At 70.3% G+C, this 21,689-nt stretch carries 18 protein-coding genes and 2 pseudogenes; 9 read left to right on the top strand and 11 right to left on the bottom strand.

Going from position 1 to position 21,689, the window contains the following annotated elements:
• Positions 1-134: 134 nt before the first annotated feature.
• Positions 135-2,135: a beta-galactosidase gene (locus EAS64_RS05395; RefSeq protein WP_145851545.1), complete on the bottom strand. Its 2,001-nt coding sequence runs from the start codon at positions 2,133-2,135 to the stop codon at positions 135-137.
• A 226-nt stretch (positions 2,136-2,361) separates the two neighbouring features.
• Here EAS64_RS05395 and EAS64_RS05390 point away from each other — a divergent pair, with 226 nt between their 5' ends.
• The 4 genes from EAS64_RS05390 (at position 2,362) to paaI (ending at position 7,243) form a co-directional block, all read left to right on the top strand.
• A complete protein-coding gene (locus EAS64_RS05390) occupies positions 2,362-4,500 on the top strand; it encodes an alpha-galactosidase (RefSeq protein WP_145851544.1) in 2,139 nt (712 codons plus the stop codon).
• Positions 4,497-5,192 (top strand): hypothetical protein, encoded by a 696-nt coding sequence (locus tag EAS64_RS05385; protein ID WP_145851543.1) that lies wholly within the window; start codon positions 4,497-4,499, stop codon positions 5,190-5,192. The genes EAS64_RS05390 and EAS64_RS05385 overlap by 4 nt, the downstream gene beginning before the upstream one ends.
• A 74-nt stretch (positions 5,193-5,266) precedes the next feature.
• Positions 5,267-6,694, top strand: coding sequence for a sialidase family protein (locus EAS64_RS05380; protein WP_145851542.1), 1,428 nt, complete (start codon positions 5,267-5,269; stop codon positions 6,692-6,694).
• A 126-nt stretch (positions 6,695-6,820) separates the two neighbouring features.
• A complete protein-coding gene (paaI, locus tag EAS64_RS05375; RefSeq protein WP_342782014.1) occupies positions 6,821-7,243 on the top strand; it encodes a hydroxyphenylacetyl-CoA thioesterase PaaI in 423 nt (140 codons plus the stop codon).
• Between the two features lie 71 nt (positions 7,244-7,314).
• Here the strand turns inward: paaI and paaK are convergent, their stop codons facing one another.
• The 7 genes from paaK to paaZ are packed head-to-tail and all read right to left on the bottom strand — an operon-like array spanning position 7,315 to position 14,349.
• A complete protein-coding gene (paaK, locus tag EAS64_RS05370; protein ID WP_145851541.1) occupies positions 7,315-8,619 on the bottom strand; it encodes a phenylacetate--CoA ligase PaaK in 1,305 nt (434 codons plus the stop codon).
• Between the two features lie 10 nt (positions 8,620-8,629).
• Positions 8,630-9,712, bottom strand: a complete 1,083-nt coding sequence (paaE, locus tag EAS64_RS05365) for a 1,2-phenylacetyl-CoA epoxidase subunit PaaE (RefSeq protein ID WP_145851540.1) — start codon at positions 9,710-9,712, stop codon at positions 8,630-8,632.
• Positions 9,709-10,221, bottom strand: coding sequence for a 1,2-phenylacetyl-CoA epoxidase subunit PaaD (paaD, locus tag EAS64_RS05360; protein ID WP_145851539.1), 513 nt, complete (start codon positions 10,219-10,221; stop codon positions 9,709-9,711). Before paaD ends, paaE begins: the two co-directional genes overlap by 4 nt.
• Positions 10,215-11,069: a 1,2-phenylacetyl-CoA epoxidase subunit PaaC gene (gene paaC, locus EAS64_RS05355; RefSeq protein ID WP_145851538.1), complete on the bottom strand. Its 855-nt coding sequence runs from the start codon at positions 11,067-11,069 to the stop codon at positions 10,215-10,217. Before paaC ends, paaD begins: the two co-directional genes overlap by 7 nt.
• 9 nt (positions 11,070-11,078) lie before the next feature.
• On the bottom strand, positions 11,079-11,372 hold the full coding sequence (gene paaB, locus EAS64_RS05350) for a 1,2-phenylacetyl-CoA epoxidase subunit PaaB (RefSeq protein ID WP_145851537.1): 294 nt from the start codon (positions 11,370-11,372) through the stop codon (positions 11,079-11,081).
• Entirely contained in the window at positions 11,369-12,322 is a 954-nt protein-coding gene (gene paaA, locus EAS64_RS05345) for a 1,2-phenylacetyl-CoA epoxidase subunit PaaA (protein WP_145851536.1), read from the bottom strand. The genes paaB and paaA overlap by 4 nt, the downstream gene beginning before the upstream one ends.
• On the bottom strand, positions 12,319-14,349 hold the full coding sequence (gene paaZ, locus EAS64_RS05340) for a phenylacetic acid degradation bifunctional protein PaaZ (protein ID WP_145851535.1): 2,031 nt from the start codon (positions 14,347-14,349) through the stop codon (positions 12,319-12,321). The genes paaA and paaZ overlap by 4 nt, the downstream gene beginning before the upstream one ends.
• A gap of 68 nt (positions 14,350-14,417) precedes the next feature.
• On the opposite strand from paaZ, the gene EAS64_RS05335 reads away from it, so the two are divergent.
• Together EAS64_RS05335 and EAS64_RS05330 are read left to right on the top strand one after the other, a co-directional pair.
• The gene (locus tag EAS64_RS05335) at positions 14,418-15,218 is read left to right on the top strand and encodes an enoyl-CoA hydratase/isomerase family protein (protein ID WP_246115533.1); all 801 of its coding nucleotides are present in this window, start codon (positions 14,418-14,420) and stop codon (positions 15,216-15,218) included.
• Complete coding sequence (locus EAS64_RS05330; RefSeq protein ID WP_145851534.1) at positions 15,215-15,832, top strand: TetR/AcrR family transcriptional regulator; 618 nt, start codon at positions 15,215-15,217, stop codon at positions 15,830-15,832. The genes EAS64_RS05335 and EAS64_RS05330 overlap by 4 nt, the downstream gene beginning before the upstream one ends.
• Positions 15,833-16,138: 306 nt before the next feature.
• On the opposite strand, the pseudogene EAS64_RS45595 reads toward EAS64_RS05330, so the two are convergent.
• Together EAS64_RS45595 and EAS64_RS05320 are read right to left on the bottom strand one after the other, a co-directional pair.
• Positions 16,139-16,891 (bottom strand): annotated as a pseudogene (locus tag EAS64_RS45595) (NAD-dependent epimerase/dehydratase family protein); the annotation flags it as partial.
• Entirely contained in the window at positions 16,888-18,132 is a 1,245-nt protein-coding gene (locus EAS64_RS05320; RefSeq protein ID WP_187365704.1) for an MFS transporter, read from the bottom strand. The gene EAS64_RS05320 and the pseudogene EAS64_RS45595, both read right to left, overlap by 4 nt.
• Positions 18,133-18,136: 4 nt before the next feature.
• Here EAS64_RS05320 and EAS64_RS45590 point away from each other — a divergent pair.
• Positions 18,137-18,613: pseudogene (locus EAS64_RS45590) on the top strand (NUDIX hydrolase); the annotation flags it as partial.
• 39 nt (positions 18,614-18,652) lie between these two features.
• Here EAS64_RS45590 and EAS64_RS05310 read toward each other — a convergent pair.
• The gene (locus EAS64_RS05310; RefSeq protein ID WP_222849010.1) at positions 18,653-19,870 is read right to left on the bottom strand and encodes an amidohydrolase family protein; all 1,218 of its coding nucleotides are present in this window, start codon (positions 19,868-19,870) and stop codon (positions 18,653-18,655) included.
• 164 nt (positions 19,871-20,034) lie between these two features.
• Between EAS64_RS05310 and EAS64_RS05305 the strand changes: the two genes are divergently transcribed.
• Both EAS64_RS05305 and EAS64_RS05300 read left to right on the top strand, forming a co-directional pair.
• The gene (locus tag EAS64_RS05305) at positions 20,035-20,535 is read left to right on the top strand and encodes a Rieske (2Fe-2S) protein (RefSeq protein ID WP_145851531.1); all 501 of its coding nucleotides are present in this window, start codon (positions 20,035-20,037) and stop codon (positions 20,533-20,535) included.
• A complete protein-coding gene (locus tag EAS64_RS05300; protein WP_145851530.1) occupies positions 20,532-21,653 on the top strand; it encodes an amidohydrolase family protein in 1,122 nt (373 codons plus the stop codon). Before EAS64_RS05305 ends, EAS64_RS05300 begins: the two co-directional genes overlap by 4 nt.
• The last annotated feature ends 36 nt before the right edge of the window (positions 21,654-21,689 follow it).

Here is a 21,689-nt window from a genome sequence, read left to right as displayed (position 1 = left end):
ATACGACTGCATACGCCTCCCAAGCACGTGCGCATTCCGACGCTACCCGCGTGACGCGAACTACGCCACCAGGCAATACGCACCGGAACCCGGGACGCGGCGCTGCACACGCGGGTCAGGCGAGGACCGCTCCGTCAGTCCCGCGAGCTGAGCACTAGCACGCCGCGCGGCCCAAGCACCACGCCCGGCCCCACGATCTCTGACGAGAGCAGGTCCCGGCTCTTCCCGCCCAGGTCCACCTCGACCTCGCGGTCCAGGTGGCTGATCACGAACCGGTACTCACCGCGCCTCACCATCTCAACGTCAGGCGGAACATCGGTCCTGAACTCGACACCCGCCCGGCCGCAGGCTTCCGCCACCAGGCCGCGCAGCGTCACCCGGTCCGGCAGGGTGCCAAGGTAGAACGCCTCGCCCTCACCGTAGGAATGCCTGGTCGCGGCCGTCTGACCGGCAAGGTGACCCGACGCGTAACGCAGCACAGGCTCCGCGCCGCGCAGGCCGATGACGTCCTGCCACAAACGACCAGTAGCGGACAAGCCGGATGAGCCGGACAAGCCAGGCCACCCGACTACACCGTCCAGCCGCACCGTCGTCTCCGCGGGCAGCGGCGCGAACTCCTCAACCCGCAGCCCGAGCAGGTCCTGCCATGGCGCCGGGTACCCGCCGAGCCGGATCCGGTCGCGGGGATCCACGATCCCGGAGAAGAAGCTGACAAGCACCGTCCCGCCATTGGCGGTGAACCGCCGCACGTTGTCCGCCCCCGCGTCACTGACCAGGTAGAGCGCGGGCACCACTACCAGGCGGTACGCGGACAGGTCGCTCTCCGGATGCGCGAAGTTGACGGTCACCCCGGCGGCGAACAGCGGCCGGTAGAACGCGCCGAGCAGGTCGACCAGGTGCAGCCGGCTCGGGTGCGAGTCGAGCTCGAGCCCCCACCAGCTCTCCCAGTCATGCAGCAGCGCCACGGCAGCACTCACCTGGCTGCCTGCTATCGGCGCGAGGCGGCCCAGGTCCGCGCCGAGCCCGGCCACCTCCCGCCAGACCCGGCTGTCGGTACCGGCGTGCGGCAGCATCCCGCTGTGGAACTTCTCGGCCCCGGTGGCGGCGGCGCGCCACTGGAACGACAGGACCGCGTCGCTGCCGCGCGCCACCGCCTGCAGGCTGAGGCCGCGGTACTGCCCCGGTGCCTTGGGGACGTTGACCGCCCGCCAGTTGACAGTGCTGGGCGCCTGCTCCATCAGGATCCACGGCCGCCCGCCGCCCACCGAGCGGGTCAGGTCGCAGGCCATGGCGGACAGCATGTAGGACTCGGCGTCGGCCGGGTCGGGGTAGTTGTTCATGGAGACAACGTCCAGTTCGGAGGCCCAGCGGAACTGGTCCACCGCCCGGTGCAGGCCCATGAAGTTCGTCGTAACGGGCGTGTTCTGACTATGTGCGGCGATGGCCTCGCGCTCGGCACGGAAACAGTCGAGCAGCTCAGCGGAGCTGAACCTGGCGAAGTCGAGCTGCTGTGCCGGGTTGGCGAAGGTGGGCGCGGTGCGCGGCGGCTGTATCTGGTCCCAGCTCGTGTAGTCCTGGCTCCACACGGCGCCGCCCCAGGTCTCGTTGAGCCGGTCAAGCGAGCCATAGCGCGCCCGGAGCCAGTCGCGGAACGCCTGCGCCGAGGTCTCGCAGTAACAGGCGGGGACGTGGCAGCCGTATTCGTTGCTGACGTGCCACATGGTCAGGGCCGGATGGCGGGCGTAGCGCCGCGCCATCCGTTCGGCGAGGTCGGCGGCGGCCGCGCGGAACGCGGGGGAGCTCGGGCAGTAGTGCTGCCGCGCGCCGGGCGCTAGCCGCTGCCCGTCCGCCGTGACCGGCAGGATCTCGGGGTGCTCGGTGACGAGCCAGGGCGGGGGCGACGCGGTGCCTGTGCCCAGGTCGACGCCGATCCCGGCATCGGCGAGCAGGTCGAGGACGCGGTCCAGCCAGCCCGCGGTCAGCTCCCCGGGCGCGGGCTGCAGCCGCGACCAGGAGAAGACCCCGACGGTGACGAGGTTGACACCCGCCTCCGCCATGAGCCTGACGTCCTCGGCCCAGGTGGATTCGGGCCACTGCTCCGGGTTGTAGTCCCCGCCGTAACCGATGCCTCGCACAACTTGACATTGTTCCAGGAGTACGGGCCGAGGGTCACCGGGTACAGGCGCGTGTCGGACAGCATCGCGAGCGGCAAGACGGCTTCTGCCGTGCTCTCGGCGACAGGCACCGCCCGGATCTGGTGGCCACCGGGACTGGTCGCTGAGCAGCGAACTGGTCGAGCGCGGCTCCTGCTAGCGTCGGGGAGCGCGGCGGTGTGGACTCGAGTCAGCAGGAGAGCTATCGATGGCGGGTTTCTGGTACGACGAGACCGCGGGCGTGTGGCTGGCCGAGATGGAGTCGACCGCCTACGCGTTCGGGCTCGCCGACGACGGGGCGGCGCTACGCCACCTGCACTGGGGCGGCCCGCTGCCGCGCGAGGCGCTGCCCGGCCTGCTGACAACGGCGACCGGCCCGATGCCGCGCCACGAGGCGCAGCTTAGCCTGGTCCGCGAGCGCCCCGACGAGTACGTGCCGTGGGGCGGGCTGCGCTTCGACGAGCCGTCGCTCAAGGCCGAGTTCGCCGACGGCACCAGGAACGTCGAATGGCGCGTCACCGGCCACCGGATCACCCGTCGGGGGCCGGCCAGCACGCTGGAAGTCGATCTCGCCGACACCGGCTACCCGCTGCGGGTCACCCTCGCCTACCGCGTCTACGACGGCTTCGACGTGCTCGAGCGCTGGGCCACGCTGCGGCACAGCACTGACAACGACAGCGCTGACAAACGGGGCGCTGACAAGCACGGGGGCGCCAAGCGCGATGGGGACTCGTCGCCCGTGCTGATCAGGCAGGCCCACTCCGCCAACTGGTGGCTGCCGCCGCGCGGCAGCTGGCGGCTGCGCTACCTGCACGGCGGCTGGAGTGCCGAGACGCAGCTCGCGCAGACCACGCTCACTCCGGGCAAGGTGGTACTCGAAAGCCGCCGCGGCATCACCAGCCATCAGCTCCACCCCTGGTTCACCCTGGACCCGGACGGCGCGGCCACCGAAGAAGCGGGAGAGCTGTGGAGCGGCGCCCTGGCCTGGAGCGGCTCATGGAAGCTCGTCTTCGAGACCAACCCGGGCGGCCGCACCCACGCCTGCGGCGGATTGAACGACTTCGACTGGACCTATCGCCTGGACCCAGGCGATGCCCTGGTCCTGCCGCGGTTCGCAGGCCTGTACACAACGGCTGGTTTCGGTGCCGCGAGCCGTCAGTGGCACGCCTGGCAGCTGGCCTGCGTGCTGGGCCGCGGCGACGATCGCCCCGCGCTGACCGCCCCGGCCTGGGCCCCGCCCGCGCCTGCCCCGGAGCGGCCCGCCGGCCCCGCCGGCCCCGATGCACCGTCGCTGCGCCCGGTGCTCTACAACTCCTGGGAGGCCACCTGGTTCGACGTGCACGAGGCCGGCCAGATCCGCCTCGCCGAGCTCGCCGCGCGGGTCGGCGTCGAGACCTTCGTGATGGACGACGGCTGGTTCGGCGAGCGGCATGACGACCATGCGGGCCTCGGCGACTGGACGGTCAACAGGGAGAAGTTCCCGCGGGGACTCGCCCCGCTGATTGACCGGGTTAACGAGCTCGGCATGCGGTTCGGGCTGTGGGTCGAGCCGGAGATGGTGAACCCGGACAGCGACCTGTACCGCGCGCACCCGGACTGGGTGTACCACTTCGCCGGCCGTACCAGGTCCCAGCAGCGCAATCAGCTGGTACTCAACCTGGCCAGGCCCGACGTGGCGGAGTGGATGTTCGCGACACTCGACCGGCTGCTGTCGCAGAACCGCATCGAGTTCATCAAGTGGGACATGAACCGCTCGTTCTCCGAGCCGGGCTGGCCCGCACAGGCAGGCGACAACCCGGAGCGCGCCTGGACCGACCACGTGACCAACCTCTACGCGGTCATCGACGCGCTGCGCGCCGCCCATCCCGGTGTCGCGTTTGAATCCTGTGCCAGCGGCGGCGGCCGGGCCGACCTCGGCATCCTGCGCCGCGTCGAGCAGGTCTGGACTTCGGACAACACCGACGCCTGGGACCGGGTGAAGATCCAGGAGGGCTTCACCCAGCTGTACCCGCCGCAGGTCATGATGGCCTGGGTCACTGACAGCCCCAACTTCCTGACCCGCAGGGAGCTGCCGCTCAGCTTCCGAAGCGATTGGCACGAGTCAGGCCTGATGGAGCGGATCGACGCCCTGCGTCAGGTCCGGGAGTTCCATGCGGCACTGCGCGCCCTTCCCGAGGGGGAACGGGCCGTGCTTGAACTCGTGTCCGTCGACGGCCTCACCGTGGTGGAGGCGGCCGCGGCGCTCAACATCCGGCAGGTCACCGCCCGGGTCCGGCTGCATCGCGCCCGCAGGGCGCTGCTGCCCGCTCCAGTCCGCCGGACCGTCGCGGAAGGGGTCATGTCGTGAGCATCGACGAGATGCGGCCGCCGCCCGGCCGTTTCGAGGACCGGCTGGAAGCGGAGCTCGTCAGGGTGGTCAGCGAGCGCGCCGCCAGACAGCGGCGCGCGGTCGCGGCCATGCGACGCCCCGCCGTCCGGACCGGCTTCCTGGCCATCGGGACCGCTGTCGCGGCCGCCGCCGCGACCGCCGTCGCGTTGGCCGGACCGCAGCTCAGCGGCCGCCCTGCCGCACCATCCCAGGCAGGAACAGGTGCCGGGAGCGGTGCGGTGCACATCAGGACGGCCGCGTTCACCGTGGACAGTAACGTCGATGGGACGCTCAGCGTGACCTGGGACAAGCGCGCGTACATCCAGAACAGCCAGGACATCGCGAGCCTGCAGCGAGCCCTGCGCCAAGCCGGGTTCCCCGTGCTCATCAGGCAAGGTGTCTTCTGCAAGGGACCGCATGACAGCGGGCAACTCGGCGAGGGCGGCGTCGGGCCCGGGGTCGGCAAGGTCATGACGGGACAGGACAGGCCCGGTGGGGAGGTCGCCTTCATCTTCACGCCGTCCGCGATGCCCCCTGGCGAAGAGCTGTTCATCGGCTATCTGTCACCGGCCCAGCTCGCCATCACGCATGGGCGGCCCGGGTCCATCGAGCGCCTGGTGCCGATCGGGTTGCCGCTGACCTGCTCCACCCAGCTGCCCCTCGTGGACTGAGCCCGCCGGCCGACAGCAGTGCGTAACGGATTCCGGCTGATGCGGCCGCCTTCCTGATGCGAAAGTAGTTACGAATGACGAGCAACCATAACCCGTTCATCCGAATTAATGAGTCTCTATCGCGTCGCGCACTGCTGCGTGGCGGAGTCGTCGCAGCCGCCCTGGCGGCGCTCCCGTCCTGCGACGCTACGGCATGGACGACGCCGTCGGGCACGGCATCCACGGCGACGGCAAGCCCGGCGTCGAGGGTCACCGCGAACGTCCGGGTCAGCCGCGATCAGTTCAGCCAGCACGTCGGGCCGTCGCTCGCGGCGAACCCCCGGCAGCCCGGGCAGCTCCTCGTCGCCTGCCAGGGCTCGCCGTTCACCCCCGAGTTCGTCCTCACCTACGTTTCGGCCGATGGCGGCGCGACCTGGCAGCTGGGCGGCAGGCCGCCGCAGCCGGGCTCCGGCCCGGCGGGCGACGACGTGACCGTCGCCTCTGGCGGGAACGGCACCGGCTATGTCTGCGCCGCGCGTTCCGGTCACGGTTCCCGTCTCGGCCCGGCGAACCCCGACGCCAACCGCGCGGTGTACGTGTGGCGGACCGGCGACGGCGGGCGTACCTTCTCGGCGCCGGTGACCCTGGTCGAGGGTGTCTACAGCGACCACCCCTGGGTCGCCGCTGGCCAGGGCGGGGGCTCGTCAGGGCGCCACGTCTACGTGGCATGGGGAGCGGGCGCCGCGCACACGGCACTCGAATTCACCCGGTCAACCGATGGCGGGCAGACGTTCGCGACCCCGCGCAGGATCCTGGCGGAGGCCAGCGCCCCTTCCCTGGTGAGCGCGGGACCGCAGGTGGCCGCGGGACCGGATGGCGTGGTGTGCGTGGTCTGCGACTGGACGACCAAGCAGGACGCGTCCGGTGACATGACCGGGCAGGTCACCGCGGTCTGCTCGGCCGACGGAGGGGACACCTTCGGCGCGCCTGTCCACCTGGGCGCCGAAACGGCGACGATGGCCCTGCCCGGCGGTGTCCGGCCCAACAGCGGCCCCGCGGTCGCGATCTCTCCCCGGGGCGATGCCATCTTCGTCGCCTTTCCCGTGCGCAAGCCGGGCGCGACGCACTCGGACATCGTGGTGACCGTGTCACGCGACCGCGGGCGCAGCTGGACCGCGCCGGTGACCGCGACCCCGGCCGACGGCGCGATCTACTTCCAGCCGAACCTGGCGGCCGACGCGGCGGGCAGGGTCGCGATCTCCGCCTTCGCCCTGAAGGACGGCCGCATGGACGAAGTGCTGCTGATCTCCCGCCCCGGACAGCTGAGCTTCGACCCGCCGCTGCGGGTGACAACCGCCCCGTTCGACCCCCTCGACCGGGCGACTGCCACCCGCGGCAAATACGGCATCTGGTGGCTCGGCGACTGGCAGGGCATCGCGAGCGGCGACGGCGTGTTCCACCTCGTGTGGAACGACACCCGCACGGGAAAACTGGATCTCTTCGCGGCCACGCTGCACCCCTGACGCCCGCCACGAATGGCGGGCCAGTTGCCCGCATGATCGTCCCCGGCGGGAAGATGGTGGATCGTTAGGAGGCCTCAACTGCTCCTAACGATCCACCATCATGGGAAATCGGCGTGAGGGGCATCCTTGTCGCAGGAAGCAGGCCAGCCCGGCCAGCCCGGCCCGGTCGAGGCGATGATGGCGGGCGACGCCGCGTCGCGGATGCTCGGCATCGAGCTGGTCGACCACGGCGAGGGCTGGGCCCGCACGCAGATGACGGTCCGCGACGACATGGTCAACGGGCACGGCATCTGCCACGGCGGCATGATCTTCAGCGTCGCGGACACCGCCTTCGCCTGCGCCTGCAACAGCTGGGGGCCGGTGACCGTGGCGGCCGAGTGCGACATCGTGTTCGCCGCGCCCGCCAGGGCGGGCGACGTGCTTACCGCCGAGGCCAGGCTGCGCTCCCGCTTCGGCCGCACCGGCCTCTACGACATCGCGGTCGAGTCCGACGGCCGCCTCATCGCCGAGTTCCGCGGCCGCAGCTCCGAATTGAAAATGCCCGTGTAGTTGCCGGGGTCAGGACCCCGGTAACGACACGGGCAACTGAGTAGTTGATCTTGGCGAGCCGGGATCAGCGCTCAGCGGGGGCGCTCGTCGATGATGCGGCGCATCTTGCCGAGCGACCGCTCGACGGTGCCCGGCTCGGCGACCATGGTGGCCGCCGTGACGCCGATGGTGTTCTTGATCAGGGTGGTGAGCTGGGCGCCCGCCGCCTCCGCGGTCTCCGGCGACGCGTCAGGGCGGCGCTCGACGTGGACGGTCATCACGTCGAGCCTGCCGGGCCTGGACAGCACAAGCTGGAAGTGCGGCGAAAGCGCGGGGACGCCGAGGATCAGCTCCTCGACCTGGGTCGGGAACAGGTTCACCCCGCGCAAGATGATCATGTCGTCGCTGCGGCCGGTGATCTTCTCCATCCGGCGCATCGTGCGCGCCGTGCCGGGCAGCAGCCTGGTCAGGTCCCTGGTGCGGTAGCGGACCACCGGCATGGCCTGCTTGGTGAGCGAGGTGAAGACCAGCTCGCCCACTTCGCCGTCGGGCAGCACCTGGCCGGTGACCGGGTCGACGATCTCCGGGTAGAAGTGGTCTTCCCAGACGTGCAGGCCGTCCTTGGTCTCCACGCACTCCTGCGCGACGCCCGGCCCGATGACCTCTGACAGGCCGTAGATGTCGGTGGCGTCGATGCCCGCGCGGGCCTCCATCTCGGCGCGCATCTCGTTCGTCCACGGCTCGGCGCCGAAGATGCCGTATCGCAGTGAGCACTGCACGGGATCGAGGCCCTGGCGTTCCATCTCGTCGATGATGGCGAGCATGTAGGACGGGGTGACCATGATGATGTCCGGGCGGAAGTCGCGGATCAGCGTCACCTGTCGCTCGGTCATCCCGCCGGAGACGGGCACCACCGTGCAGCCGAGCTTCTCCGCGCCGTAGTGCGCGCCCATGCCGCCGGTGAACAGCCCGTACCCGTAGGCGTTGTGCAGGATGTGCCCGGGGCGGCCGCCCGCGGCGCGGATCGAGCGGGCCATGACGGTGGCCCACGTCCCGATGTCTTCGGCGGTGTAGCCGACGACCGTGGCCCGGCCGGTGGTGCCGGACGAGGCGTGCACCCGGACCACCTGCTCGCGGGGGACCGCGAACATGCCGAACGGGTAGTTGTCGCGCAGGTCCAGCTTGCTGGTGAACGGGAACTTCGCAAGATCCGACAGGTCCGCCAGGTCGTCGGGGTGGATCGCCGCGGTGTCGAACAGCCGCCGGTAGTGCGGCACGTTGTCGTAGGCGTGCCGCAGCGACCAGCGCAGCCGCTCCAGCTGCAGCGCCCGCAGCTCGTCGATGGACGCGGTCTCGATCGGCTCGAGCTCCCCGGGCGGGGTGGCAGTAGTGGCCATGAAAGGTCTCCTACGCGTCGTAATCCACGGTGATCTCGTCGCTGCTTGGCAGGGCCTGGCAGGTCAGCACGTACCCGGCCGAAACTTCGGAATCCTCGAGCGCGTAGTTGCGGCGCATGACCGCCGAACCGGAAACGACCCTAGCGCGGCAGGTGCCGCATACGCCGCCCTTGCAGGCGAACGGCAGGTCGGGCCGGATCTGCTGCGCGCCGTCGAGTACCGGGGTGCCCGGCGGCAGGGTGAAAGTGGACGCGCGCCCGTCGAGAATCGCGGTCACCGTCGCGCCACAAGCCGTCGGCGCCTCCGCGTGGGTCGCCTCCACCGGCGGCTCGTCCCCGACCCAGAACAGCTCACGGTGCAACCGCGAGCCGGGCACGCCAAGCGACCTCAGCAGTTCCATCGCGTCAGTCACCATGCCGAACGGCCCGCACAGCCACCAGTGGTCCACGTCGGGCACGCTCACCGTGGCGGGCAGCAGCCGCGCGAGGCGGTCGCGGTCCAGCCGCCCGCTGTGCAGCTCGACCTCCTGCGGCTCACGCGACAGCACGTGCACGATGCGCATCCGGGCCGGGTAGGCGTCCTTCAGGTCCGCCACCTCGTCGGCGAACATCACCGTGCCGCTGCGCCGGTTGCCGTACAGCAGTGTCACGGTGGAAGCAGGATTAGCGGCGAGCACAGAAGCGGCGATCGACATCATCGGCGTGATCCCGGAGCCCGCGGCGATCAGCACGTGGGAAGCGGCGACAGACAGGTCGGGTGTGAACGTGCCGCTCGGCACCTGCGCCTCGATGACGTCTCCCGGCCTGACGTCGCGGACTAGCCAGCCGGACACGGCGCCGCCCGCGACCTCGCGGACGCCGATGCGCGGCGCCGTCCCGGCGGGGGAGCAGATCGAGTATGAGCGCCGCTCGTCACCGCGCCGCAGAGTCAGCGACTGTCCCGGCGCGAACGCGAAGGCCTGGGCAAGCTCGCCGGGCACCGCGAAGGTGATCGCGGCGGAGTCGTCGGTGAGCGCCTCGACGTCCACCACGACCAGCGGATAGAAAGTGGTTCTTGACGCAGAAACAACAGCGGTCACAGTGCTTCCAGTCATAGGGCCTTCACCGCCTCGAACGGCTCGCCGCACGCCTCGCAGCGGTGCAGCGACTTGCATGCGGTGGCGCTGAACCGCGCTGTCTCCGTGGTGGAAGCCGAACCGCACCGCGGGCACCGAGGCAGATCCGTCGGAACGGTGGAGAGTTTCACCGGCACCGGCCCGCTGCGCCTAGGCGCGGGTGACGGCGGTGCGATGCCCGCTTCGGCGAGCTTGCGCCGCCCGTCGGCGGTGATCCAGTCAGTGGTCCACGGCGGTGCCAGCTGCGTCTTGACTGTGACCCTGTCGAAGCCGGCCTTCATCAGCCGGTGCCGCACGTCCGCGCCGATCTCGCGCATCGCCGGGCAGCCGCTGTAAGTCGGCGTGATGGTGACCACGACACCCTCTTCTGTGGACTCAGCTCCGCGCAGGATGCCCAGGTCAGCGATGGTCAGCATCGGCAGCTCGGGGTCCGGCGTCCCGGCGGCCACGTCGTAGGCGCTCTGGCCGGGCGAAGTCGCGGTCACCACGTCGCGTCCGGGTCTGCTCGCGCCACGGACTGCATTTCCGCCAGGATGTAGCCCATCGCCTCGGTGTGCACGCCGTCCCGCCCGGCGCGCCCGCTGACCGGGCCAAGCGTCGCGCCGCCGGGCCGTGACAGGCCGGCCGCGGCGAGCACCATGTCGAGCACCGCATGCACCGAACCGGGATCGACGCTGGCCAAAGCGGAGGCATCCGGCAGGAACAGCTCCGCGGTCAGCGGCCACAGCGCGTCAAGCGCGGCCTGCATGCGAGCGTGCGACAGCTCGGTGCCGTCGCCGAGCCTGATCACCCACTGCGCCGCGTAGTCGCGGTGGTAGGTGAGCTCATTCGCCCCCTTGGCGGCGATCGCCGCAAGTACCGGGTCCGATGCGGAAGAAAGCGCACCAAACAACGCGAGCCGCCACGAGGAGAAGATCAGCAGCCGCCCCACGACCTCGGCGAAGTCCCTGTCGGCGTGCTCTGCCAGCCGGACATTGCGGAACTCGGCTTCCGAGCGGAAGAACGCGAGCTGGTCCTCGCTCTGCCCGAGTATCCCGCCCGCCCTGGCGAGCAGCATGCGGGCCTGACCGAGCAGGTCGAGGGCGATGTTGGCGATCGCGGTCTCCTCCTCGAGCTCGGGCATCCGGGTCAGCCACTCCTGCAGCCGGTGGCTGTAGATCAGCGCGTCGTCGCCGAGAGCCAGACAGTACCTGGCCAGGGCGGCGCCGTCCGTGCCTGGCGGCACCGACGTGTCGATGCCCGCCAGCGGGTCGGTGAACCCGGTGCCGAACGCCCAGCGGTGACCGTCGTCGTGGTCCTCGCCGAGCAGGTCGTACGGGTTGTCGTGGTCAGTCATCACAGGCACTCACATGTGCGGGACGTCGTCGGGAATCTCGTAGAACGTCGGGTGCCGGTACACCTTGTCGCCGGACGGCGCGAAGAACGGGTCCTTCTCGTCCGGGCTGGACGCGGTGATGTCGGTGGCGGCGACCACCCAGATGCTGACGCCCTCGTTGCGCCTGGTGTACAGGTCGCGGGCGTGGTGCAGCGCCATCTGCGGGTCGGCCGCGTGCAGGCTGCCCACGTGCACGTGGTTGAGCCCGCGCTTGCCCCGCAGGAACACCTCGAACAAGGGCCAGTCCGCGCTGGACTCAGTCATGAGGACGCCTCCGGTGAAACACGAACCCGTTCCGGATTCTTGCGAGCGTGCGCCATGGCCGCCTCCCGCACCCACGCGCCCTCGTCGTGCGCCGCCTTGCGGCGCGCCACCCGCTGCGTGTTGCACGGGCCGTTCCCGGCGATAACCGCCTTGAACTCGTCCCAGTCCACCGGGCCGAAGTCATAGTGCCCGCGCTCGTCGTTCCAGCGCAGCAACGGATCGGGCAGCGTGACGCCGAGCTTTTCCGCCTGCGGCACGGACATGTCGACGAACCGCTGCCGCAGCTCGTCGTTGGTGTGCCGCTTGATGCCCCACTCCATCGACTGCGCGGTGTTCGGCGAGTCGGCGTCCGGCGGACCGAACATCATCAGCGACGGCCACCAGAACCGGTTCACCGCGTCCTGCACCATCTCCCGCTGCGCCGCGGTGCCCCGCATCATCGTCAGCAGCAGCTCATACCCCTGCCGCTGGTGGAACGACTCCTCCTTGCAGATGCGGATCATCGCCCGCGCGTACGGGCCGTAGGAGGAGCGGCAAAGCGGCACCTGGTTGCAGATCGCCGCGCCGTCCACCAGCCAGCCGATGACGCCGACGTCGGCGTAGCTCAGCGTGGGGTAGTTGAAGATCGAGGAGTACTTCTGCCGCCCGCCGATCAGCTTCGCGGTCATGTCGCCGCGGCCGGCCCCGAGGGTCTCCGCCGCGCTGTACAGGTACATGCCGTGCCCGGCCTCGTCCTGCACCTTCGCAAGCAGGATCGCCTTGCGGCGCAGCGACGGGGCACGGGTGATCCAGTTGCCCTCCGGCTGCATCCCGATGATCTCCGAATGCGCGTGCTGCGCGATCTGCCTGATCATCGTCGCCCGGTACCCGTCGGGCATCCAGTCGCGCGGCTCGATCCTGCGCTCGTGCGCGATCGTCTCGTCGAAGTGCTCCTGAAGGTCGACGCTCATGCGTTCCACTCCTTCGCGACCATGGTCAGCACGTCGTAGCTGGCCACCACGGCGCCATCCTGGTTGGTGACCTCCGCGTCCCAGCGGACCTCGCCGTAGTCGCCGGCCCGGGGGCTGATCTGCTTGCAGGTCAGCGTCACGGTCATCTCGTCGCCCGGCTTCAGCGGGGTGGTGAACCGCAGGTTGTCGATGCCGTAGTTGGCCAGCACAGGCCCGAACTCCGGCTTGACGAACAGCCCGGCGGCAAACGACAGGATCAGGTAGCCGTGCGCGACGCGCCCGCCGAAGAACGGGTTCTTCGCCGCGGCCTCCTCGTCGGTGTGCGCGTAGAAGGTGTCGCCGGTGAACTCGGCGAAGTGCGCGATGTCGTCGAGGGTCACCGTGCGCGGCCCGGCGTGGATGGTGTCGCCGATGCGCAGCCGGGACAGCGGCTTGGTGAACGGGTGGGCGTCGTCGAGGTTGCGCGGCGCGCCCTTGACCCAGCGGCCGCTGGCTGCGGCCAGCATCCGCGGGCTGGCCTGGATAGCGGTGCGCTGCATGTGGTGGAAGACGCCGCGCATGCCGCCCATCTCCTCGCCGCCGCCAGCCCGGCCTGGGCCGCCGTGCACGAGCATAGGAAGCGGGGAGCCGTGGCCGGTGGACTCGGGGGCGGCGTCATCGTCGAGCACCAGGATGCGGCCGTGCCACGGAGCGGTGCCCAGGATGACGTCGCGGGCGAAGGCAGGGTCTTCCGTGACGATCGACCCGACCAGGCTGCCCTTGCCGAGGGCGGCGAGCTCGATGACGTCTTGCGTGCCGTCGTACCCGATCAGCGTGCTGACCGGGCCGAACGCCTCGACCTCGTGCAGCTCGGGGCGCCTTGTGTCGTGCGCCCGCAGCAGGATCGGTGACAGGAACGCGCCGCGTTCGGCGTCGGCGCCCTGCACGTTGACGTGCTCCGGGTCGCCGAAGACGACCGTGGCCGCGTCTTCTAGTGCCTTGAGCGAGCGGCGGACCTCTTCGCGCTGGTCGAGGCTGGCGAGGGCGCCCATCCTTGTCGCCTTGTCGGCCGGGTTGCCGACGACTACCTTGGCCAGCTCCTCCCTGACCGCCTCGGCGACGCTTTCCGTGAGGGCGGCGGGGACGAAGGCGCGGCGGATCGCGGTGCACTTCTGGCCGGCCTTGACGGTCATCTCGATGACCAGCTGCCGGACGTAGCGGTCGAACGCTGGGGTGCCGGGGGTGGCGTCGGGGCCGAGAACCGACATGTTCAGCGAGTCGGCCTCGGCGTTGAAGCGCACGGACCTGGCGACGACGTTGGGGTGGCTGCGCAGCCGGCTCGCAGTGCTCGCGGATCCGGTGAAGCTGAGCAGGTCCTGCTCGGTGAGGTGCTCGAGCAGGTCGCCGGCGCCGCCGCTGACCAGCTGCAGCGCGCCCTCGGGGAGGACCTGCGCGTCGATGATGATCTCGACCATCAGCGCGGTGAGGTAGCCGGTCTGCGACGCGGGCTTGATGAGGCTGGGCACGCCGGCGATAAGCGCCGGTGCCAGCTTCTCCAGCGGACCCCAGACGGGGAAGTTGAAGGCGTTGACCTGCACCGCTACCCCGTGCCTGGGGGTGAGCAGGTGCTGGCCGAGGAATTCGCCCTCCTTGCCGAGCTGCTCGGGCAAGCCCTCGACGAACACCTTGTCGTTGGGCAGTTCGCGCTTGGCTTTGCTCGCGTAGCTGAGCAGCACGCCGATGCCGCCGTCGATGTCGAACTTCGAGTCATACAGGGTCGCGCCGGTCCGGTAGGACAGCTCGTACAGCTCGTCGCGATGCTTGCGCAGCAGCTGGCCGGCCTCCTTCACCAGCTCTGCGCGCTGGTGGAAGGTCAGCTTCCGCAGCGCGGAGCCGCCCGTGTCGCGGCCGTAAGCGAGCGCGGCCCCGAAGTCCACACCGTCGGAGGACACCTCGGCGACGAGGTCCCCGGTCACCGCGTCGTACACCGGGGCGCCGCTATCCGGCGCCTGCCAGCGGCCTTCCACGTAACTGCGCAGTACCGTCACCGGGGTCCTCCGTCCATTGCGTGGTTTCCACTTTACATACCGACCATTCGGTAATTTACTCTTGGGACATGGGAGCTGACCAGATGCCAGGAGGAGAAGAAATCGTCACGGTCGCCGTCGAGGGTGCCGTCGGCGTCGTCACGCTGCGGGCGCCCGCCCTCACGCGGGCGGCCAAGGAGCAGCTGCTGGCCGGCCTGCGGCGGCTCGCCGAGGACGACGCGGTGCGCGCCGTGCTGCTGACCGGCTCGGGACGGGTCTTCTGCGCGGGACAGGATCTCGGCGAGCACGCCGCCGCGCTCGACGCCGATCCGGCACGCGCCTTCGACACGCTTGAGCTGCACTATCACCCAGTCGTCCTTGCCCTTGCCGGCATGCCCAAACCCGTGGTCGCGGCCATCAACGGCACCTGCGCGGGCGCGGGCATCTCGCTCGCCCTCGCCTGCGACATCCGGGTCTGCGCGGAGACGGCCAAGTTCGCCACCGCGTTCACCGGCATCGGGCTGACCTTCGACTCGGGACTGTCGGCCACCCTGACGCGGGCCGTCGGCAGCGGACGGGCCAGCGAGCTCATCCTGCTCGCCGAGCCGTTCACCGCGCAGCAGGCCCTCGACTGGGGTCTCGTCGGCCGCCTGGCGGATCCCGCGGAGGTGCTCACCGAGGCGCGGGCCATCGCGGACCGGCTGGCCGCTGGGCCGACCCTCGCCTACGCCGAGGCGAAGAAGGCGATCGCCGCCGCGGCGCTGCCCGCGCTGCCGGATGTCCTGGTGGCCGAGCACGAGGCGCAGACACGGCTCGGGCAGACCGCGGACCACAAGGGGGCGGTTGCGGCATTCCTCGCCAAGAAGCGTCCGGAGTTCCACGCCCGATGACCGCGATCGCGACTGACCAGGCACCGCGTCGGCGCGGGCGGCCGGGCAACGACCTGGAGGCGGTTCTGCGGGCCGCGGTCGAGGTGTTCAACGAGCGCGGCTACGACGGGGCGAGCATGGAGATCCTGTCCAGGCGCCTGGGCATCGCCAAGTCCGCGATCTACCACCACGTGTCGGGCAAGGAAGAACTGCTCAGGATGGCCCTTGACCGGGCGCTAGACGGCTGGTCGGAGGCCGCGCAGCGCGCGCAGGAACTCGACGCCCCGGCCATCGAGCGCCTGGAACTGCTCGTCCGCGGCACGGTGGCCGTGCTCGAAGACAGGCTGCCCTACGTCACCCTGCTGCTGCGCGTCCGCGGCAACACCGACATCGAGCGCGCGGCCCTGGCCCGCCGCAGGTCCTTCGACAAGCTGGTAGCCGCCCTGGTCGAGGAGGCAGAACGGGACGGCGACGTCCGTGCGGACGTCGACCCGAAGGTCACCGCCCGGCTGATGTTCGGCATGATCAACTCGATCGTCGAGTGGTACCGCCCAGGCAGTAGGCCCGACGGCGCTGACCCGCTTGCGGACATGGTCTGCGCCATCGCCTTCGACGGCCTCCGCGTGCGCCGATAACGGCGCAGGCACTGCCCCCCGCCAGGACTCGTAGTGGTCGAGCATGGTCTGCCGTACCGGCCGGTAGGCGACCCCGAGTTCCGCTACGCTGCGGCTGTTGTCCACCGCGAAGCGGATGCCGAGGTGCTTGGCGATGTAGTCGGGGGTGAGACCGAAACGCGGCCCGAGCACCCGGACCGCGGCGTCCGGCACCCGGTGCCGCGGAATCAGCAGCTTGCCTGGGTACTCGCTCCTGATGATCCTGGCCATCTCGTGCATGGACACCATCTCGGGCCTGGCCAGGATGTACCGCCCCGACGCGGCCGGGTTCTCCGCCGCCGCGATGTGCGCGGCGGCGACGTCGCGTACGTCGGCGAACGTGAAGCTGAACCCGGGTGCGCCGTAGAAGAAGTAGCCCGCCATCAGCTCGTTCATCAGGAACAGGCTGCCGGAGTCCGAGGCGGGCAGGAGCGTGGGCCCGAGGATGAGGCCCGGGTTCACCGTCACCAGCGACCACCGGTCCTGTGCCTTGGCCAGCTCCCAGGCCTCCCGCTCCGCGATCGTTTTCGCGTAGTGGTAGGGGTTGTTCTCCGGCGTGCTCGTCGTGTTGAAATACCGCTCGCTGAGGGTCTGGTTCTCCATGCTAAGCACGTCGATGTAGTCGCCGAAGATCGCGCCGACGGTCGAGGTCAGCACCAGCCGCCGCACGCTCGGCGCCCGTTCGACCGCCGCGATGACGTTCCGCGTGCCCTCCACGGCCGGCTTGATCACGTCGCTGCCGGTGTGCTTGATCTGCTCGGGGAGCAGGAACGGGCTGGCCACGTGGAACACGTACGCGCAGCCGTCCGCCGCCGCGTCGAACGAGCCGGGTGCTAGCAGGTCAGCCTCGAAAAGCTCGAGGCGGCCCCGGCCGCCGTCCAGGCGGCGCAGCGGTCCGGTCTTCGCCTCGTTCGCCAGGCTGCGCACGCTCGCCCTGACCGTGTACCCCCGGTCGAGCAACTGACTGACCAGGTGGCTCGCGACGAAACCGGTGCCGCCGGTGACCAGGACAGTCTCGGCGTTGCCCGGGGGCTGGCTCACGCGGCGGGGCCGTTCATCGCAGGCTCACTCGCGGTAGCCGGTGCCCGCGTGACGTCCGGCAGCCGGAGGGCGATCGCGATGCCGGGCAGCGCCGTCACGGACATCACGAGCAGCGCCGCGTACGGGTTGCCGATCACCGCCTGGACAAGCAGCACAAGGAGGACGCCGCCCAGGTTACCCGCGAGCAGCAGTGCGCCGGTGGCCGTCCCCGCCCTGGCCGGGCCGACGTGCACCTCTGACCACTCGAGCGCCACCGGGAGGCAGGCGAGCAGTACGAACCCTTCGACGGCGAGCAGCACACCGAAGATGACGGGCGCGTGCGCCAGTGACAGCACCGCGAACACCACGGCCGTGGCCACGGTCGCGGCGACAAGCATGCCGCGGCGCTTGTCGCGCTTGGTGACGATGCCGGGCAGCACCGCGGCGCCCGCGATGCCGGCCACCGTGGTGAGACCGATAAGCGGGCCGGACAGCGAGCCGTGCCCGAACTTGGTGAGGATCGAGTCCAGCCAGGTGGCGATGGCGTTGAAGACGCCGACGCCGATGAAGAGCAGGGCAGCCAGCTTCCACATCAGCCGGTCATGGCGCAGCCAGCCGAGCGACTCGTGCGCCGGGGCTTCGACGGGGAAGGCGGCGGGCAGTCGCAGGGCTGCGAGCATGGTCACCGCGGCGGCCACCGTCACCGCCGCTTGCACCGTGAGCAGCAGCCTGAGCCCTCCGGCGCTGACCAGCGGGCCGCTGGTCAGCGCGGCGAGCAGGATGCCGACGAACTGCGCGGCGCTGGCCACCGAGATCGCGGCGGTGCGCTCGCCCTCGGGGAAGTAGCGGGCTGCCACCTTCGTGCTGGCGTTGAGCACCAGCGGCTGGCCGGCGGAGACGACGAGCTGCCCGGCGAGCAGCCAGGCGAACGAGCTGGTGTCCGCGACGCGCAGTAGCGACCCCACGGCGGTCAGTACCGCACCGGCCGCCAGCGCCGCACCGAAGTTCCGGTCAAGCCAGCGCCCTGCGGGAATGGCGAGCACCACAAAGAGCAGCGGGTTCACCACCGCCAGGTCGCCGACCACGCCGTTGGAGACGTGCAGTGCGGCGCTTGTCTGGTCGGTGACCGCCGCGAAGGTGAGCCAGAGCAGCTGAGTGCAGGCCACGAGCACGGCGAATGCCACCAGCACCGTCCAGCGGCTGGCCCGGACTGGTCCGAAACGGGGCGATACCTCATCGATCACCGCGTCAGTATCGGGCATCGAGATGTGTGTCCGCGACCGTGGAATCGATGTCATCGTGCCCTATTCTCAAGTGATGGGAACCGCCGGGGCGCCGATCCGCAGGGAAACGGTGGCCGCCCGGGTGGCGGACTTCCCTCGCCTGGCCGCTGACAGGCCCGAGCTGAAGCAGGCGGCGGTGGCGCTCTGCGTGACCGTGCGCGACGGCATTCCCCGCCTGCTGCTGACCCGCCGTTCGGCCCGGCTGAACGCGCACGCCGGCCAGTGGGCGCTGCCCGGCGGGCGTATCGACCCGGGCGAGACCGCGGTCGGCGGCGCGCTGCGCGAACTGGTCGAGGAGGTAGGGCTGGAACTCGGCCCGGACGCCGTACTCGGGCAACTCGACGACTACGTGACCCGGTCCGGGTACGTCATGACGCCCGTGGTCTGCTGGGCAGGCCCGACGGGCCGGCTGACGGGCAGCGAGGCCGAGGTCGCTTCGGTGCACCAGATACCCGTCGCCGACCTCGACGTGGAGCCGAGGTTCGTTTTCATCCCGCAGTCAAGCGCCCCGGTCATCCAGCTTCCGCTGCTCGGCGGTTACCTGCACGCCCCGACTGCCGCGATCGTCTATCAGTTCTGCCGCATCGCCTGCCGCGGCGAAGTCCTCCGCGTCGCCCATTACGAGCAGCCGCTCTTCGCCTGGCGCTAATTCCGGCCCGATCCCGAAGAACGCGGCGGCGTTCCCGCGCAGGACCGCCTCCCTGCCTTCTTCGCCGAGTACGGCGAGGAGGTTCTCCAGGGCATCGGCGCCGTGATCGTGCGGATAGTCGCTCGAGTACAGGAGCATGTGCCCGGCGTCGAGCATCTCGGCTAGCTGCTCGAGGTCACCCGCCGGCACCCGGCCGGGGATCAGCGTCGGGCTCGTCGTCGCCCGGATGTGGTTGCGCACGTAGACGGACGGCTTGTCGCGCACCCACGGGGTCTCACGCCACAGCGCCTTCCAGTCCTTGTCGAACCGCCACAGCAGCGAGGGGAGCCAGGCGAAACCGAGTTCGGCGAGGCAGACGCGCAGGTTCGGGTAGCGGTCGAAGACACCCTCGGCGACGAGGCTGAGCACCTGGTTGGGCGCGACGATCTGCGAGTTGTAGAGGTAGTCCTCGTAGTACGTCGACGCGGTTCCCGTCGCGGTGGGCGCCATTCCCCAGCCGCCCCAGGCGTGCAGGGTGATCGGCAGCCGGTTCCTGCTCGCCGCCTCGTGGATCGGGCGGTAGCGCAGGTTGCCCCATGGCGTCTCGCTCCGCACCGGAAGCAGCACCTGGGCGAACCGGCGGTCGCCGCCCAGCCGGTCGATCTCGGCCGCCGCGGCCTCCGGGTGAAAGACCGGCACGACGATGCTGCCGCGCAGGCGCTCGTCGCGATCGAGGAACTCCGTGCGCATCCAGTCGTTGACCGCCGTTGTCATGGCCGACTCGAAGTACGGGTTGCGGCTGCCCTGGAAGGTGGCGACGCAGGTGAGGATCACGGCGAGCGGCGCGTGCGGTTCGAGTAGCTGCGCGCGCAGCTCCTCGTAGGTGTGCGGCGGGAAGCTGCCCGCCGCGCGGGCCTCCTGGCGGGCGGACATCGGCTCGCTCTCCGGATAGAGGCGGTGGCCGATCCCGAGGTGGGCGCTGCGGATGAACTCGTGCCAGTAGGGATCGATATAGCCCAGCAGTGCGTCCATGGAGGGCGGCTCGACGTGGACGTCGCAGTCGATGGCGCCGGTCTCGATCGAGCTCACCCGGGCAATGCTAGGCCGGGCCTGCCGCGGTGCGGGAGGCCTCTCGGTCCCCCGGTCGGATGATCGACGGCGATTTATGCTCGCAGCACATCGCGGGGCTGTCCGGGCAGTTCCGGCCGACAGCGGCGCTTCACTTTCGCTGCCGCGTCCGCTTTCATGGCGGTATGAGGGTCGTCGTCGGCAAGGTCTCCGACTTCGCGAACGGCGACAGGAAGATCGTCGAAGTGAACGGCAAGTCCATCGGGGTCTTCCGCGTCGATGACCGCTTCTACGCGCTTCGCAACCGGTGCCCGCATCAGTTCGGCCCGCTGTGCATGGGAACGCTCGCGCCGCGGGCGATTTCCGGCGGCCCGGGCGACGTGCGGCTGGACTCGGGGCCGCCGCTGCTCGCCTGCCCGTGGCACGGCTGGGAGTACGACATCGCCACCGGCCAGTCGTTCATGGGACCGGGGCGCGGCAACGTGCCGGCTCTCGCGTACGACGTGAGCGTCCTGCCTGGTAGTGAACTTCTCCCCGCGGAGGGGGCCGAGGCCAGGACCGACGGCCGCGTCCCAGGCCCGTACGTCGCGGAGACGGTGCCGGTATCGGTGGAGCAGGACTATGTGGTCGTCGAGGATTCGCCGGCCCGCCGGGCAGGCGACGCGAGGAATGAGGCGCAGGCATGACGGTGACCGCCCGCGAGACCGGGCCGCACGACCAGGCGAGCTCCGGCCGTCAGGCGAGGCCGCTGCTGCTCGACGTCGACGTGCATCCGCTGTTCCTGCCGCGCGACATCCTCCCGCGCCTGCCCGAGCCATGGCGGACGCGGTACGCGAACGAGAACTCCGGCCGCGGCGGTGCGCGCGCGATCCATGATTACCCGCGCTGGCGCAACGGCGGCTTCCGTATCGACGCCGCGGTGCCGGGCGGACCGCCGGGCAGCGATATCGATGTCCTGCGCGCCCAGCTGCTCGATGAGTACGGTACCGACATCGCCATCCTGATCCCGCTCACGTTCGCCCTTGAGGGCCCTGCCGACTACAAGGCGGCGCTGTGCCGGGCGATCAACGACTGGCTCGCGCAGGAGTGGCTCAACCGCGACCCCCGGCTTCGCGGCAGCCTCAACGTGCCGTTCGACTCGCCGGACCTCGCGGTCGCGGAGATCGAGCGCTTCGCAGGCGACCCGCGTTTCGTCCAGGTGATGGTGCGCGGCGACACGCAGAGCGAGTGGGGCGACAAGAAGTACTGGCCGATCTACCGGGCGGCCGAGGCCGCGGACTTCGTGGCCATGTGCCACGTGGGCGGTGAGCCGGGCAACCACTACCGTGGCAGCGGCGCGCCCTCGTACTACCTGGAGCAGCATGTCTGGCTGCACATGCCGGTCGAGCGGCTCGCGATGAGCATGATCTGCGAGGGCGTCTTCGATGCCTTCCCGCGCCTGCAGGTCGCGCTCGTCGAGGCATGCCTGACGTGGTCGGGGCCGCTGCAGTGGGCGATGGATGCCGCCTATGCGGTCGCGGGCAACGACGCGCCCCAGCTGAGCAGGCTCCCTTCGGAGTATTTCCGCGAGCATTTCTGGCTGAGCACCCAGCCGATCGAGGAGCCGGACAACCCGCGGCATCTGGTGAAGTCGATCGAGTTCGCGCAGCTGACGGACCGGGTGATGTTCTCCTCCGACTACCCGCACTGGGACTTCGACTCGCCCGTCAAGGCGCTGCCGGCTGCGATGCCCGCCGCGATGCGGGGCAAGATCATGGGTGAGAACGCCGCCCGCCTCTACGCCAGGCGTCTCAACCGCGGCTGATACGCCCGGCGCTGCCTGGCACGTCACCGAAGGGAT

This window comes from Trebonia kvetii, from assembly GCF_007827045.1.
In the GTDB taxonomy this organism is placed as follows: Bacteria; Actinomycetota; Actinomycetes; order Streptosporangiales; family Streptosporangiaceae; genus Trebonia; species Trebonia kvetii.
This window is presented reverse-complemented; position numbering and strand designations above follow the sequence as displayed.

Excerpts from the sequence above, each read along its gene's own strand:
- EAS64_RS05390 (WP_145851544.1), top strand. The coding sequence starts at position 2,362 with ATGGCGGGTTTCTGGTACGACGAGACCGCGGGCGTGTGGCTGGCCGAG.
- EAS64_RS05380 (WP_145851542.1), top strand. The coding sequence starts at position 5,267 with ATGACGAGCAACCATAACCCGTTCATCCGAATTAATGAGTCTCTATCG.
- paaK (WP_145851541.1), bottom strand. The coding sequence starts at position 8,619 with ATGGCCACTACTGCCACCCCGCCCGGGGAGCTCGAGCCGATCGAGACC.
- paaE (WP_145851540.1), bottom strand. The coding sequence starts at position 9,712 with ATGACTGGAAGCACTGTGACCGCTGTTGTTTCTGCGTCAAGAACCACT.
- paaC (WP_145851538.1), bottom strand. The coding sequence starts at position 11,069 with ATGACTGACCACGACAACCCGTACGACCTGCTCGGCGAGGACCACGAC.
- paaB (WP_145851537.1), bottom strand. The coding sequence starts at position 11,372 with ATGACTGAGTCCAGCGCGGACTGGCCCTTGTTCGAGGTGTTCCTGCGG.
- paaA (WP_145851536.1), bottom strand. The coding sequence starts at position 12,322 with ATGAGCGTCGACCTTCAGGAGCACTTCGACGAGACGATCGCGCACGAG.
- EAS64_RS05335 (WP_246115533.1), top strand. The coding sequence starts at position 14,418 with ATGGGAGCTGACCAGATGCCAGGAGGAGAAGAAATCGTCACGGTCGCC.
- EAS64_RS05330 (WP_145851534.1), top strand. The coding sequence starts at position 15,215 with ATGACCGCGATCGCGACTGACCAGGCACCGCGTCGGCGCGGGCGGCCG.
- EAS64_RS05320 (WP_187365704.1), bottom strand. The coding sequence starts at position 18,132 with ATGCCCGATACTGACGCGGTGATCGATGAGGTATCGCCCCGTTTCGGA.
- EAS64_RS05305 (WP_145851531.1), top strand. The coding sequence starts at position 20,035 with ATGAGGGTCGTCGTCGGCAAGGTCTCCGACTTCGCGAACGGCGACAGG.
- EAS64_RS05300 (WP_145851530.1), top strand. The coding sequence starts at position 20,532 with ATGACGGTGACCGCCCGCGAGACCGGGCCGCACGACCAGGCGAGCTCC.